Here is a 15,704-nt window from a genome sequence, read left to right as displayed (position 1 = left end):
GCCGATCCCTTTCATTTATAAAATTTCATTTTTTGATATCGCATGAAATTTGAGTTAAGGCATTATTGCCTGTTTTAACTTTTGGAAGGAGTCCTGAACCATGACGCGATGAGGGATTTTAAGAAGCACGACAGAGTCCTGGTTTAAAAAAGGCTTAAGGATTTGATAGATTTCCGTTCCGCTGTTGGAAAAATAAACTTTACTTGGATCCATTCCGAGTTCTAGGGCTTTTCTTCCGATTTCCTTCGCTTCATCCCCTACGACAAACAGGTAGTCAACCTGTGTTTCCACCACTTTTTCGCCTATCCTCGCGTATTGTTGCCTTGCAAATTCGCTTTCCCCAAGCTGGGGCATATATCCCAAAATCGCGATCTTCGTTTTCGAGCCGGAGGTTTCTTGAAGTACTTCAAGTGCGGACGCCATGGAAAGAGGAGCCGCATTCCATGTATCGTCAATGATGGTGCAGCCGCCCGCTCCGTGACGGAATTGCAGATGTTCTTTCATCTGTTCAAACGATGCCAATCGTTCGCAACATTCCTCTACACTCATGCCCGCACTGGATGCGGCTGCGATAGCGGCAAGGGCGTTGTACACATTAGGCTTGCCGTAACCCGGCACAAAAACCTCGTAAGTTTGATCTTGATGCTTTAGAGTAAACTGCATTCCTCCATCCACGTAGCGGACATTTTTCGCTTGAAAATGGCATCCGTCACTGAAGCCAAAATAGATGACCCGTTGAAATCCGCTAACATCGAGAACCTTTTTGATGTTACTGTCATCAGCGTTTAAGATGAGAACCCCTGTCTTCGGATCTAATCCGTTTATGATTTCGGCTTTCGCCTTCATATAGGCTTCCGGTGTTTTGCAATCCTTTAAATGGTAGACATCAATGTTTAACAAGATTCTGATTTGGGGTTGGAAATATTGAATGGTATTAGCTAGATAACCTGGGGAAGCAACAGGCATTTCAAAGACAGCTGCTTGTGTCTCATCATCAATTCCGAGCAAATACTTTAAATTAAGGGACCGTTGATTATTGCTGAGAAAGGTGGAGTGGACTTTATAATATTTTCTTAAGATATGTTTTACCATTTCTTTGGTCGTTGTCTTGCCGCAGGTACCAGTGATGCCGATAATCGGGATCTGAAAAAGATGGCGATAATAGTTAACAAACTTCCAATAGGCTTCCTCTATATTTGGGACTTTAATAAGAATGACATCCTTGCCTATATCTTGGAAATAATCAGGATTATCTGTAACAACAACGACCGATTTGTACTTTTGAAACAATTTTTTGTCAATTTTCATATCGTTGTAGCGGTAAAACAGCATCGTTTGGTCTTTAATTTTTTTGGGTCGATAGGTAACATCTTGTATCAAGGGATTACCAGATCCCTGTATGACAGTACCACCTATCGCTGCAAGAATATCTTGGAGATATAAACTTTTCATGCGGGGCCTCCCTCCATTCATTAAACGATAATTTTTGCTTTCAGTTCTTTAAATGAGTTCTGAAACATAACACGTTGCGGGATCTTGAAAAGCACGATCACTTCCTCGTTTAAAAGGGGGTGAAGAATTTCATAGATTTCCGTTCCGCTGCTGCAAAAATGAACGTTGCTCGGATCCATTCCAAGCTCGATTCCCTTTCTTCCGATTTCCCGGGCTTCATCCCCTACGACAAACAGGTAGTCAACCTGTGTTTCCATCACTTTTTCGCCTATTCTCGCATATTGTTGCCTTGCAAATTCGCTTTCCCCAAGCTGGGGCATATATCCCAAAATCGCGATCTTCGTTTTCGAGCCGGAAGTTTCTTGAAGTACTTCAAGTGCGGACGCCATGGAAAGAGGAGCCGCATCCCATGTATCGTCAATGATGGTGCAGCCGCCCGCTCCGTGACGGAATTGCAGATGTTCTTTCATCTGTTCAAACGATGCCAATCGTTCGCAACATTCCTCTACACTCATGCCCGCACTGGATGCGGCTGCAATAGCGGCAAGGGCGTTGTACACATTAGGCTTGCCGTAACCCGGCACAAAAACCTCGTAAGTTTGATCTTGATGCTTTAGAGTAAACTGCATTCCTCCATCCACGTAGCGGACATTTTTCGCTTGAAAATGGCATCCGTCACTGAAGCCAAAATAGATGACCCGTTGAAATCCGCTAACATCGAGAACCTTTTTGATGTTACTGTCATCAGCGTTTAAGATGAGAACCCCTGTCTTCGGATCTAATCCGTTTATGATTTCGGCTTTCGCCTTCATATAGACTTCCGGTGTTTTGCAATCCTTTAAATGGTAGACATCAATGTTTAACAAGATTCTGATTTGGGGTTGGAAATATTGGATAGTATTGGTCAGATAACCTGGGGCAACAACAGGCATTTCAAAGACAGCTGCTTGTGTCTCATCATCAATTCCGAGCAAATACTTTAAATTAAGGGACCGTTGATTATTGCTGAGAAAGGTGGAGTGGACTTTATAATATTTTCTTAAGATATGTTTTACCATTTCTTTGGTCGTTGTCTTGCCACAGGTACCAGTGATGCCGATAATCGGGATCTGAAAAAGATGGCGATAATAGTTAACAAACTTCCAATAGGCTTCCTCTATATTTGGGACTTTAATAAGAATGACATCCTTGCCTATATCTTGGAAATAATCAGGATTATCTGTAACAACAACGACCGATTTGTACTTTTGAAACAATTTTTTGTCAATTTTCATATCGTTGTAGCGGTAAAACAGCATCGTTTGGTCTTTAATTTTTTTGGGTCGATAGGTAACATCTTGTATCAAGGGATTGCCGGATCCCTGTATGACAGTACCACCTATCGCTGCAAGAATATCTTGGAGATATAAACTTTTCATGCGGGTCCTCCATTCACGAAACGATAATTTTCGCCTTCAGTTCTTTAAATGAGTCCTGAACCATGACACGGTGAGGGATCTTGAGAAGCACGATCGCTTCCTCGTTTAAAAGGGGGTGAAGAATCTCATAGATTTCTGTTCCACTGTTGGAGAAATAAACTTTACTTGGATCCATTCCGAGTTCCAGGGCTTTTCTTCCAATTTCCTTCGCTTCATCCCCCACCACAATGAGAAAATCCACTTGTGTTTCGATTACTTTCTCTCCCATCTTGGCATACTCTTGCTGTGCATAATCTCCATCCCCTAACTGGGGCATATATCCTAAAAGAGCGATTTTGCTTTTTGAACCGGCAACTTCTTTCATTACTTGAAGAGCGTTTGCCATCGAAAGAGGAGTTACATTCCACGTATCGTCAATGACAGTGCAACCACCCAGCCCGGAGCGGAACTCCAAATGTTCGATCACTTGGTTAAACGACGCCAGCCGCTCGCATGCTTCCTTTATATCCACCCCTGCACTCCACGTCGCTGCGATAGCGGCAAGAGCATTATACACGTTATGTTTGCCATACCCTGGCACAAAGACTGGATAGGTTTGATTTTGATGACGGAGCGTAAACCTCATACCTCCTCGGTCATAGGCGACATCCGTTGCTTGAAAGTCGCATCCATCGCTGAAGCCGAAATAGAGAATGATGTTGCGGAATTTACTCACATCAATTTTTTTGATGTTCTCGTCATCTGCATTTAAGATGAGAGTTCCGTTCACCGGATCTAAATCATGCAGAATTTCCGCTTTCGCCTCCAGATAACGTTCCGGAGTTTTGCATCCCACCAGATGATACACGTCAATGTTTAACAAAACCCTTATCTGAGGACGAAAATATTTTATATAAAAAGTGATATCCCCTGGGGAGTCTACGCCCATTTCAATCACGGCTGCTCCTGTTGTCTCATCAATTCCAAGAAGATAACGATGATTTCGATGACCGCCGTTGAAACTCTTATAAGTGGCTTGGACTTTATAACGTTTTTCAAGAATATGTTTAATCATTTCTTTTGTTGTCGTTTTACCACAGGTTCCTGTTACCCCTATAATGGGGATATCAAAAAGACTGCGGTAATAATCAATAAACTTCCAATAGGCCTCATCTACATCTTCTACTTTTATGACAATCACGTCATCGCCAAGATGGTTAAAGTCTTGTGGTTTTTCCGTTACAACGACAATAGGCTTAAATTTTTTGAACAGTTTGGAATTTATTTTCCTTTTTGTATATAAATCAAAGAGTAATGTGTGATTATCTACCTTGTAACGTTTCGTTACTACATTTTTAATAAGTGGATTTCCCTCTCCTTGCACCAATGATCCACCAATATGAGGAACAAGATCGTTTAGATAAAGCCATTTCATATATGTTTCCTCTCTTCTTCATTTTCTCGGTGTGTAATATTGTATACATGTGATTGTGATGTGGTTACTGTGTATGGGCAGAAGTCTAATTTCATACGACCCAGCAATTAGACAGATTTTAAGATATAAATACAGAAATCCGATGAGAAAGGTTTGTGCGATTTCCCATCTGAAAATGAATGAAGCACAACGTCTGCCGCAATGTTCTGAACATTCGATTTTTGGGACCTAAGTACGCTTATTTAAAACTAAATAAAAAATGGTCTACTGTATCTGCCAGTAGACCACCATCATAGATTACTTGCCGAGAAAAAACGAGAATATAACCTAAAAATCGGAATAAGACTTCTGTTTCGTGAGACCATGCATATTCATTGTTCAAATTGAACCTCATGTCCATCCCCAGGTTTTCGAGCCTAATTATTGATAAAAAGGCACCTTTCAGTAAAAAAACGTTTAATATGTAGTAGCTTGGCTAAATGGAAAGCATCAAAAAGGAGGGTATTTTATGGAATTTACTCTTACAGGAGGGGATTCTTCCCTAGTCACCGTGAAGCAAAATCCTCCGAACACCCCTGTAGAAGTCATTTGTGACAATGGGGGGTGTAGTTGTAACAATAGATGTGGTCTTACTACGTTTGAAGGTGGAGAAAGTTCAACTCCAATTCCCCCAATCCCTTTGTGTGTAACATTGGCATCGTTTCCCGGTTGGCTTTTTCTAGAGGGAGGGAATGTTGGAAATTGGCCTTCTCCCGATACAGTAGCATTTTGGATAGGTGGTACCACTCGTGAGATTACGTTTCAGCCCGCAGTCGCTTCTGTTAGCTTCTTTTATGCTTCCGCTGTAAATGTTACTCTAGAAGCATTTGATGCAAATAACAATTTGATTGCAAGTGTAGTAGGTCCAGCCAATTTTGTTCCTCCTCTTTTTGATAATTGGGACCCTTTAGGCGTTAACGTGGGCTCCAATAGAATTACAAGAATCAGAATAACTGGTAATAGTAACCAAACGGGCATTGATAACTTGAAAGTATGCTCCGTACGCCGAACATGTTGCAAAACGCATAATCCATTCATAAACGCAAATGTACGCCAAAATGCAAATGTACGCCAACAAATCCGCCCGTCTTGGAAACCATATGCAGTGACTAAAAAACACACTTCCAAACGGTGAACATGATTTCCAATTTTGTTATTAAACGTGTAATGCCTAGCGAAACTGCCCCTCTTTTACCGGATTACCCCCTGATTTTGAGAACACCCTATCTGATTTAAGGTTATTCATGAACCTCTCCCACCTACACTCCGTTTGAAGGTGGGAGTTTTTACTAAATTCATCAAAGAAGCTTCGACGAAGAAGAAGGACTCCTTCCCCTACTCGGATGAACCCATCGGAAGCCTTTTCGGCAGAATAGTAAGCAACATCAGTTTTTCAAGTTTCTTATCGGGATAATGAGCGGTGGAAAGTCCTTTTTAGAGGTCTTGATGAGAGGATTATCTGACGAACATATACTTATGGCTTGAATCGAATGACTATGAAGATGGAACTTTCCTTTCGTTTGCTTTTGTAGCTCGCTTTTCGAAATTCACCTTCCGTACTGAAGAAGGAGTGTTCCTTCGTTAATCAAAGGTACTCTTTCCAGACAAGATCTGACTCACGGTCGCAAGCGTACAGCCGCTTGTGATCTGCTTTTGATGCATGGAAAAACACCTTTTGTCCACGGAGCATAGTGGTTCCTCCTTACATTGTTCTTGTTATAGAAATATTATAGTTTTTTTTGGGATAAAAACTGGTGTTATGTCAAGAAAACAGATACGTTAAACTGAGAGAATAGCTGAATTTATGCAGCTACTTTTCTCTGGTGAGCGTAGTATGAAGCCTCAAATTCACATGGCGATACATAGCCAAGGGCGGAATGACTTCTTTTGCGGTTGTAGAAGCATTCGATGTACTCAAAAATGTCTTATTTCGCTTCTTTTCGCGTGCGGAATCGATTCAGATAAATGCACTCTTTCTTGATGAGGCTATGAAATGACTCTATACAAGCGTTGTCGTAACAGTTTCCACGTCTCGACATGCTCATTTGAAAATGATGTTCCTGTAAGAGTTGCTGATAGTCATTCGAAGCATATTGACTTCCACGATCCGAATGATGAATCACTCGTTCCGTTGGTTTTTCGCTGTTTAGAGCCCGTTGTAACGCTTTGATGACTAACTCCTTCGTCACTCGTGTATCGATTTACCATCCTACCATCTTACGAGTATATAATCCATGATACTCGCTAAATACAACCAGCCTTCATCGGTAGGAATGTACGTAATATCCGCCATCCATACTTCATTCGGAGCCGTTGCTTGGAAGTTCTGTTCCAACAGATTGGCATATACGTTGTAAGGATGGTTACTGTTCGTAGTGGCTTTGAATTTACGGGCGGTAATGGATCTCAAGCCTTCTTCGCTCATGATGCGAGCGGCCGTCTTTTGAGACACACGAATCCTTGTTTGCGTAGTTCTTGCGTAATTTTTGGGCTTCCGCAAATCTTACGGGACTTTAGATGCTCATTTCGAATCTGTTGAGTGAGTTGTTCTTTTCGTTCTTTCTGTTTACTTTTCGCGCGCTTGAGCCAGTGGTAATACCCACTTTTGGAAATGTCGAGCACTTGACACATTTTCACCACACGAAATTCATTTCGATATTGAAAAATGAAGGCGTAAATTACTTCTGGTTTCTGGTGAAGATGCCTAACGCCTTTTTTAGGATCGCTAATTCCCCCTCCCACTCTTGATTGCGATGGCGCAATTCGATGATTTCTTGATTTTGTGGCTTGATGTTGCCTGAACCTACAAAACTCGTTCCGTTGCTTTCTTTGTATTCTTTGACCCAACGGTGAAGAGTGTTGTAAGCCAAACCTAACTCTTTTGCCGCTTGTGCGATGGACTTGTCCCCCTCCAAGCATCATTCAACAGCCTGAATCTTGTATTCCTTATCAAATGTTCTCTTTTTCATGATTGGACACCTCGAACCTATTGTAATTAAGTTTATTATAATCTCCCTGTTCTCCGTGTCCAATTTTTAGACTAACATCAGTTACTGGTACATAAACAAGATGGAAAAATTGTAAAAATACAGGGAGATCCGAATCATCCTGTGACAAAGGGAAATATATGCAATAAAGTACAGAATATAATTGAACGAATTTACGATCCAAAGCGCTTGAAATATCCAATGAAACGTACGGGAGCTAAAATAGATGGAACAAGATGGCTATCCTCCTTTGCCAACCTATACACCACTTGTAAACGATGGAGACTTCCCGTTTTTGTTTGTGCCTGGCCCTAACCATCATTTTTTAAACACAACCTTTTCTAATAATGAAAAACACATTTCTTTTGAAAAAGAACCACGTTTGCATATGAATATTAAAGATGCTTTATCGAAAGGTATTAAGGATGGAGATCAAGTCCGAGTGTGGAACAATCGAGGAGAATGTATATTGAAAGTTTCTGTTGGAGAAAACGTACTTTCAGGCGTCGTTGTCACTCAAGGGCTCTGGGCCGATTCCCCGGGCACGAAACATCTGGTAAACTCACTTACCCCCGACCGAGTTGCCGATATGGGCAATGGAGCGACTTTCTTTTCAGGGAGGGGGAATGTGGAGAAAGTTTTGGTTAGTTGACCCCCCTTGGGTGCCAAGGGGGGTTGTTTATGGGAATTTCCTTTAATTATATCAATAAAGGTGAATATAGTATACAATTAATTTCGTGATTTTCGTTATCTTTGAAGCCCAGGATATTGCCAAATTCCAGAAACTCTAAACAGGTCACGGTAGATAACAAACTCTTCATCTTTCGATACTTTGTGTGCTTCCTCTATAGATGGATAATCTAAATACACAACATTGGTGAAGTTTCTGTTGCTATTTTTGCCATTCATTTTATCATAAAAATCGCTGGCTTCTTTAAATACCGTTAACGCTCTTCTCATGTGGCTTGCACTTGTTACAAGGGTCACGTCTTTTATTCCCTCTTTTTCAAGTATGGCAGTGGTAAAAAGGGCATTTTCCACCGTGTCTGTTGACTTATCTTCGAGAATAATTCTGTCTTTTTCAATTCCTTGAGAAATCAACCAATTGCTCATTGCCTCCGCTTCCGTAATTCCTTGTTTAGGAACTCCGCCAGTTACAATGATCTTTGAATGTGGGTATTGTTTTGCAATGGCAAGGCCTACTTTTAAACGTTCCATCAGCGGTTGTCTCATCGAACCATCATCGGCAAGTGCATATCCAAGGATGACAATGGCATGATCTTTTTGTGGTAAATGTTGAGGAACTTCCGTATTTAATTTGCTATTTATAATACTTTCTGTTGTTTTTAATTTTCGAATATATTCATTTGCTTTTTTAGAATCTATTCGCTTTAACTTTGAAATAGCGCTTTTGTAAGCACGAATGTCTCCATTTATTTTGGAGTAAACCCCGTAAAGCAGATTGGCATTGAAATTATTTGGGTCTAAATTTAATATTTGCTTATACGTTTGTAACGCTTCTGGAATTTTTTTCTGAATGATTTGCGTGGATGCCAGTGAAAATTTCAGATCAAGATTATATGGATCGATTAGCGTGGCTTCTTTAAATGCCTGTTCCACAACATCATATTTGCCTTTCAGTGTGATTCCCTTAAATATTTCTTTTTCTGCTTTTTCAAGGTCACCGCCATGCCAGTAATAGTACATGGCGATTTCTTTTAATTGATCAATTCGATCAGATGTAGGTTCATCAGTTTTTATGTAGGTTACATTAGGATTTTCTGGTGTTGTAGAAGTTGTTGGAACAGAAGTCGCGGCATACGCTGTTGCAAACGTTAAAGTAGATAAAACAACAGCTGCGGATAAACCCAGTTTCTTTTTCAAGTTTTTCATTGCATCGATACCCTCCTGACTTCTGTGAATATTTTTAGGGATTATCAGCACATTGCGACCATCCCAGCAACGATTATTAAGATAGCATTTTTTGATTTACCGATTGCGAAGATAGGGTAAATATCTTGTAAATTTATCCTATCCATCTTTCGGCAAATTTCGGAGAGTACAGGCACGCACTAAAAAAATCGTTCATTTTGAACAAAACTGCCCAAATTAGCGATATTGTTTTCAATCGCTAAAATTAGTTTTCCCAACACCCGACAGTTTACTATAAGGCATGCTGTCGGACGTATTCTTCTTGAATGCAGAATAGGTGGACATGAAATAAAGAAAGAACAAAAGCATTCGTTTGGCTATATCGGTATCAGAATCTATATGTTGAAAAAAGGGGATGGTCCTCGTGCTATGAATCCTCCCCTTTTCAACCAATGGCTTTATTCATTTTAGCAATTTCTTAAGATGATCGTATTTATTTCTTGCTCCGCTTTGTATCTTTTTGCCCTGCCTGCGAGCTTCCCCCTCACACAATGTTAGAAACGGTTAATCACAACGGATCCTAACGTACCATATTGAGACATCGATTCGAGCACTCCGCTTGCTTCTTCAAGAGAAATCGTTTTGGATATCAATTTTTCTGGATGCAGCTTCCCACTTTCCACCATTGCTAATAAATCCTTATATCGATGTGGCTGCATACCAAGCGATCCTCTAATTTGCAGCTCTTTTGCTACGATCAAATCCGTTGGAAGGGCGATCATTCCACCCTCTTCTTGCGTCGTCAATCCAACTTGCACATGTGTTCCACGGTTTCGCAAGCTAAGAATCGCATTTCGGCATGTTTCGGCAATACCAAGTGCATCCAACGTAATGTCGCTGCCGCCTTTAGTAATTTCCATGACTGCTTCGACAGGATTGTCCCTTCTTGAATTGACCGTTGCAAAAGCACCTAGTTCTTTCGCTTTTTCCAGTTTGGCATCATCAATATCAACAGCGATAACCCTGGCTCCAAGCGCATTGGCGATTTGAATCGCGGCTAAACCGACGCCGCCCGCACCGTAAACGGTAAAGAAATCACCTGCTTGCACCCCTGATTGATCGGCAACCGCATGAAAGCTCGTCATAAATCGGCACCCAAGGGAGGCAGCTGTGGTAAAGTCGATGGAATCAGGCAAATGAACTAGATTTTGATCTGCGAACGGTACTCTCGCATATTGGGCATAAGCCCCGTTACAAGAAAATCCGAAGATGATTAAGTTTTCACATACGTTTTGGTGTCCTGTTTGACAATGCTCACAGTTTCCGCAGCCTAGGCTGAAAGGAACAACAACGCGGTCTCCTTTTTTGAACCGCTTTACGTCTTTTCCTACTTCTTCAATAATGCCAGCGAATTCATGCCCGAGAATGTGAGGAAGTTCAGGCTTCAATCCAATCCATTCCCAATCTCCGACCCATGCATGCCAGTCGCTTCGGCAAACTCCATTCGCTTCCACCTTTACGATGACATCATTTGGACCGCAATCTGGATCTTGAAAGTTTCCGTGGATTACTAATGGCTTGTTGAAATCCTCCATAACTGCCGCTTTCATTAATCATCTCTCCTTCGCCCCAAAAATGTTTCATTATATATATACAGCACGTTTTATTTAAAATTCTTCTTTTCGGTAAAGAAGAAAAAACTCCTTATTCGTGCTTCGTGCACATACCCCCTCAAGTAGACTATAGAAAAAAGAGTATATGAAGTTGCGGCCTTTTCTCGATATTCCATCGGGGAAAGGCCGCTTGGCAATACGCGCTTTTCTTTTTTAAACTGGGAAAATGCTGGTGATTCCATACTCCTTTTCGATCTTCCAATGACTCGCCGCGTTGAATTTTCTTGATCCATTGTGCAATCTGAGCATCACTTTGATTCCAAAATGCTCACGGAGCAGTCGATGAGATGAAAATTTCAAACGAAACAACTTACCCTTTCAGATCTTCTGAATATGTGCTAAAAGCTTGTCCTTTCTTATCCATAAAAAATCCCCTACTAGGTAGACTCTTAAGAGCATACGATCCAATGTCTTTTTTTGATGTCTGCCTGTAGGGGGGATCATACTGCATGTTGATTACTTTTATTGAAGTTTATTTCATCACTTTTTCGTTTAACAATTCAGCAGGAAGCAAAATATCATCCTTTTTCACTTCGTATAACCCGAAAGGAACAAGGCGAAGGCCTGGCAAGAAATCACATGTTAAAAACAATAAAGTGTATAAAATATCGTGGAAAGGAAAGCCTCTTTCTTGGAGAGCCGATAACAATTGATTATGGTATTGAACCGCTGTTTCAAAGGAAGGATCGGTTGTCATCATTCCGGTAAACGGAAGAGGAATTTCTACGACAATTTCACTTCCATCTACAACCACAATGCCGCCGCCCATGTCATACACTTTTTTCGCAGCAATTGCCATTGCTTTTGGGTCCCTGCCAATAACAAGTAATTCGGTCGTCGTATTGTAAGTAGACGCCATCCCGTCTAAATTCAATGCAAACCGTTCCAAAATCGCTTTGGATACCCATTTGCCGTTTCGATCAATCAAAGAAGCATATAGCAATCCTTCTTCGTTTGAAATGTCGGCGAAGCCGTCAACGGACGGAAGCATCACATCTTTTCTTTCTGTAATGACATTGCTTTTGAAATAAGCAACTGGAACTGCTTTCCCCCGCGAAGTATGAGGATAACGATATATATTTAAGTCATCTAAAACTTCTTTTGGAAACGCAAAAGGTTTTCTTACCACATATTTGTTCCAATTCATTTCTGGTGTAGAAACGAGCAGTTTTCCCTGTTCAGCGACTACTTCTCCCTTGGAAATAACCAGCGCCGGGCGAAATTCTACAAGATCAGGAAGCAGAAGAATATCCGCTAATTTTCCTGGTGAAATGCCTCCGATATAATCATCAAGACGCAGATAGGTAGCGGCATTGATCGTCGCCATTTGCAAAGCAGTCATCGCAGGGACGCCAAGCTCCACAGCTTTCCGGACAAGGCCGTCCACAAAACCTTCTTCTTCTATGAAACCAGGATGGGGACCGTCCGTTGTCATCGTAATTCTGTTTGTACTTACCTGACCTTCGGTAATTATTTTAATAATTTCCGGCAAATCCGGACGAAGGGAGCTGTTGCGAAGTGTAGTCCACATCCCCAGCCTGAGTCGGTCAAATGCTTCTTTTGCCGTAATCGCCTCATGACATGCACTGACTCCGCTTGCAGCGATGGAATTTAATTTTTCATAGGAACATCCAGCCGTATGTCCGTCCACCACTTTTCCCATTTTTTTCGCTACTTCAATCGTATCAATTAAAAAAGAATCTCCTTGATATAACAGAGGCCATCTTGTCACTTCAGCAGTTCCGACAACTTCATCCAATTCCAAAAGCTCTTGTACATCTTTTTGGTTGAACCATTCTCTTTCTCCAGGAAAGTCCGCTTGCGAAACAAGGCGAACAAGCCACATAAAGTTTCCAGGCAAATCTTTCAAGTCATTTACCATTTCTTTAAATCCTTTTGCCCCCATATGCAAGTAAAAAAATAAATTATCGTTAACCGTTGTCGTTGTTCCAAGGGGCAATACTTTTCTTGTCATACTAATCGGGTTGTAGACGACCCATGGATGAGCGTGGGGCTCGATAAAGCCCGGTGAGACATACATTCCTTCCGCATCGATCACTTTCGTATGCTCATCGACCAGCACATCATTTTCTCCGACATATGCAATAGAATCTTTATAAACGGCTACATTTTGTTTTAAAAATTCCCCTGAATACACATTGATGACCGTTCCACCTTTAATGAACAGGTCAGCTGACCGACGGCCTTGCGCCACTTCTATTAATTCCGTTCTTTTTGCTTTTCTTTTCAATCTGTTCACTCCTATTCAGCATTATTTATTGCCCAACCGTTTTTCCTAGTATCTATCGCTACATTTCATATTTTCACATAAAATGAATTGGAAGTGCAGTCTGCTAACCAATTTGAAATGTTGATTTGAAATGTTGATGAGATTGCCAAGTTTTACGATGGAAAAGTAGAATCGGACATTTGTCGGTTTATTTTTTGAATTTAAAATATTATTTTAATTATCAGAATTATTTAGTTGCATCAATCCCTTTTCACACGTCTTTATGCACTTAACCACGGATTCGTTTGATGGCAATTTCCTAATCCTTCCTCTTCCAGTATTCGTCTTACTTCATCAGGGATCGGAACAGCAAATATATTTCCATTTTTCTCCTTAACCCATCCCCTGAGTTCAAATCCATGACCGGTTCTCGTTTCACCGCGAAATACTTCATGTTTAAGTTTTATCGTTTTACGATTCACTTCTGTCACAACTGTTCTGATGGTAATAATGTCGTCGTAATACAATGGATGTTCAAACGTACAACCTACATCAAGAAGGGGAAGAATGATATTTTGTTCCTTCATCAGTTTTGATGGAGACAGTCCAATGCTTCTGAAAAATTGATGGCCGGCAATATCGAACCATTTGAAATAATTTGGATAATAAACAATCCCTGCTGCATCAGTATCCCCAAAATTAACGCGAAGTTGAAATTCATTTCTTTTCAAATCTATTTCCCCCCTTCATTATTCACCCTATAAAGCTGATTAACGGTGTACGGCATTTGTTTTTAATAATTCTCTCAGTTTAAAACGTTGAATTTTTCCTGTTGCGGTTTTAGGAAGTTCATCAATAAATTCGATGATACGAGGATACTTGTAGTGGGCTAAATGTTGTTTCGCAAAGTTTTTCAACTCTTCTTCCTTCTCTTTGGAACCTTCGATTCCGTCTTTTAAAACAACGAATGCTTTTGGAATGACGAGATTTTTCTCATTCTCTGCACCGACTACGGCTACTTCTAATACATCATCATGCTGAAGAAGACAATTTTCTATTTCGATCGGAGAGACCCAAATTCCTCCAACTTTTAACATATCGTCCGAACGTCCGCAATACCAATAATACCCTTCCTCATCTTTATAGTATTTGTCACCGATATGAAGCCATTCGCCGACAAATTTTTTCTTATTTTGTTCATGAAGGTTCCAGTATCCATGGGCAATACAATCCCCCCGAACCACCAAATCTCCCACTTCATTCGGAGGCAATTCTGTCCCTTGATTATCGATAATTTTTACGTCGAATCCTGGAACAACTTTTCCTGAGCTTCCTTCTTTCACATCCCCGATGCGGTTCGATATAAAAATATGAAGAGCTTCCGTCGAACCGATTCCATCTAGAATATCTACATTGTACAACTCTTTCCACTTCCGATAAAATGCCGGTGGCAGGGCTTCGCCAGCGGAAACGCAAACGCGAAGTGAACTGAGGTCAAATCGTTTTCCTGTTTTCAACGCATAATCAATCATAGCTCCATACAAGGTTGGAACGCCGAAGAAGATGGTTGGTTTATATGTTTCAATCGCTTGAAACATCGTTTCAGGTGATGGACGTTCTTTCACAAGTATAGTGGAAGCACCGACGCCTAAAGGAAAATACATGCCTCCGCCAAGACCGTAAGCAAAATAAAGTTTGGACGCGGAAAGACAACGATCCTCTTCCGTAATAAAGAGTACTTGTTTCGCATAGGTGTTCAGCGCATATTCCATATCATGCTGTAAATGGATAATCCCTTTTGGAGCGCCGGTACTGCCAGAACTAAACAACCAGAAAGCCGCATCATCTCTGTTAGTAGGTGCCGTTTCGAGCATTTTGCTTGCACGATTGAGCAAACGATAAAAATCAATAGTCCCATCTGGCAATTTGTTAACGCTTTCATTGATAACGATGATATGTTCCAAAAATAAAAACCGATCCTTTAAACGTTGAATGTTTGCCCAAAGATCTTCATGGATAATTAATCCTTTCGCACGGCTGTTGTTTAAAAAATATTCATAATCAGATGGCTGCATCATGGTGTTTACCGGAATTGGGACAGCACCAATTTTAACCGCACCAAAAAAAGCATAAATGAATTCTGGCGTATCATGACAAACCATTATGATACGATCTTCCATCTTATAACCGAGCTCCCGCAACATATTTCCCGCTTGATTTACTTTTTCTTGCAAATCTTGATAACGTATCAACTGATCCCGATAATAGATTGCAACTTTCTCTCCCAATCCCCTGTTGACATTTTCATCAATAAACAGATCGGCGGCATTGTAAAGCAAACCTAATCCGCGTAATTCCATCTTCCACCATCCTATATTATTTATTAATTTTTATATAATCGACACGGAAGCCGCCCGAAATGAGTAATGGATCTTCATTCATTTCAGGAGGCTTCTGTGTGCAAATATTGAAATGGAACACTAGTCTTTAAAATTAAATTCCTTTCCAATTTGGTTTCCGTTTTTCCAAAAATGCACTTAATCCTTCTTTCGCATCTTCCGAACGGAACAATAAGTTTTGAAGTTCTCCTTCGTAGCGGATCGCCACGTTTAACGGCAT

At 40.8% G+C, this 15,704-nt stretch carries 10 protein-coding genes and 4 pseudogenes; 3 read left to right on the top strand and 11 right to left on the bottom strand.

Annotated features, from left to right (window positions below; genetic code table 11):
- Positions 1-54: 54 nt before the first annotated feature.
- From HT574_RS08295 to HT574_RS08285, 3 genes are read right to left on the bottom strand one after another with little or no spacing between them, the layout of a single operon-like run.
- The gene (locus tag HT574_RS08295; RefSeq protein WP_175244219.1) at positions 55-1,452 is read right to left on the bottom strand and encodes a Mur ligase family protein; all 1,398 of its coding nucleotides are present in this window, start codon (positions 1,450-1,452) and stop codon (positions 55-57) included.
- 20 nt (positions 1,453-1,472) lie between these two features.
- A complete protein-coding gene (locus HT574_RS08290; protein ID WP_175244218.1) occupies positions 1,473-2,870 on the bottom strand; it encodes a Mur ligase family protein in 1,398 nt (465 codons plus the stop codon).
- A 13-nt stretch (positions 2,871-2,883) separates the two neighbouring features.
- The gene (locus HT574_RS08285) at positions 2,884-4,284 is read right to left on the bottom strand and encodes a UDP-N-acetylmuramoyl-tripeptide--D-alanyl-D-alanine ligase (protein ID WP_175244217.1); all 1,401 of its coding nucleotides are present in this window, start codon (positions 4,282-4,284) and stop codon (positions 2,884-2,886) included.
- A gap of 508 nt (positions 4,285-4,792) precedes the next feature.
- Between HT574_RS08285 and HT574_RS08280 the strand changes: the two genes are divergently transcribed.
- Positions 4,793-5,458, top strand: coding sequence for a hypothetical protein (locus HT574_RS08280; protein ID WP_061579743.1), 666 nt, complete (start codon positions 4,793-4,795; stop codon positions 5,456-5,458).
- A 667-nt stretch (positions 5,459-6,125) separates the two neighbouring features.
- Here the strand turns inward: HT574_RS08280 and HT574_RS08270 are convergent.
- Positions 6,126-7,238 (bottom strand): annotated as a pseudogene (locus HT574_RS08270) (IS3 family transposase).
- 138 nt (positions 7,239-7,376) lie between these two features.
- Between HT574_RS08270 and HT574_RS20475 the strand changes: the two are divergent.
- Both HT574_RS20475 and HT574_RS08260 read left to right on the top strand, forming a co-directional pair.
- On the top strand, positions 7,377-7,625 hold the full coding sequence (locus HT574_RS20475; protein WP_175244558.1) for a hypothetical protein: 249 nt from the start codon (positions 7,377-7,379) through the stop codon (positions 7,623-7,625).
- Positions 7,537-7,962: pseudogene (locus HT574_RS08260) on the top strand (molybdopterin dinucleotide binding domain-containing protein); the annotation flags it as partial. The gene HT574_RS20475 and the pseudogene HT574_RS08260, both read left to right, overlap by 89 nt.
- 95 nt (positions 7,963-8,057) lie before the next feature.
- Here the strand turns inward: HT574_RS08260 and HT574_RS08255 are convergent.
- The 7 genes and pseudogenes from HT574_RS08255 to HT574_RS19865 all read right to left on the bottom strand — a co-directional run.
- Positions 8,058-9,203, bottom strand: coding sequence for a YdcF family protein (locus HT574_RS08255; RefSeq protein ID WP_175244216.1), 1,146 nt, complete (start codon positions 9,201-9,203; stop codon positions 8,058-8,060).
- A gap of 533 nt (positions 9,204-9,736) precedes the next feature.
- Positions 9,737-10,792, bottom strand: a complete 1,056-nt coding sequence (locus HT574_RS08250; protein WP_175244215.1) for a zinc-dependent alcohol dehydrogenase family protein — start codon at positions 10,790-10,792, stop codon at positions 9,737-9,739.
- Positions 10,793-10,982: 190 nt separating this feature from the next.
- Positions 10,983-11,219: pseudogene (locus tag HT574_RS19870) on the bottom strand (IS3-like element ISBth8 family transposase); the annotation flags it as partial.
- A 108-nt stretch (positions 11,220-11,327) separates the two neighbouring features.
- Positions 11,328-13,106 carry an adenine deaminase C-terminal domain-containing protein gene (locus HT574_RS08245; RefSeq protein WP_175244214.1) on the bottom strand — a complete coding sequence of 593 codons (1,779 nt, stop codon included), beginning with the start codon at positions 13,104-13,106 and terminating at the stop codon, positions 11,328-11,330.
- A gap of 260 nt (positions 13,107-13,366) precedes the next feature.
- Positions 13,367-13,816 carry an acyl-CoA thioesterase gene (locus HT574_RS08240; RefSeq protein ID WP_042411141.1) on the bottom strand — a complete coding sequence of 150 codons (450 nt, stop codon included), beginning with the start codon at positions 13,814-13,816 and terminating at the stop codon, positions 13,367-13,369.
- A 39-nt stretch (positions 13,817-13,855) separates the two neighbouring features.
- Positions 13,856-15,445, bottom strand: a complete 1,590-nt coding sequence (locus HT574_RS08235) for a benzoate-CoA ligase family protein (protein ID WP_175244213.1) — start codon at positions 15,443-15,445, stop codon at positions 13,856-13,858.
- Positions 15,446-15,578: 133 nt separating this feature from the next.
- Positions 15,579-15,704, bottom strand: a pseudogene (locus tag HT574_RS19865) (enoyl-CoA hydratase/isomerase family protein); the annotation flags it as partial.

This window comes from Parageobacillus sp. VR-IP (assembly GCF_013357975.1).
Classification (GTDB): domain Bacteria; phylum Bacillota; class Bacilli; order Bacillales; family Anoxybacillaceae; genus Saccharococcus; species Saccharococcus caldoxylosilyticus.
Note: the sequence above shows the minus strand (reverse complement) of the source record. Positions and strands in the feature narration are given on the sequence as shown.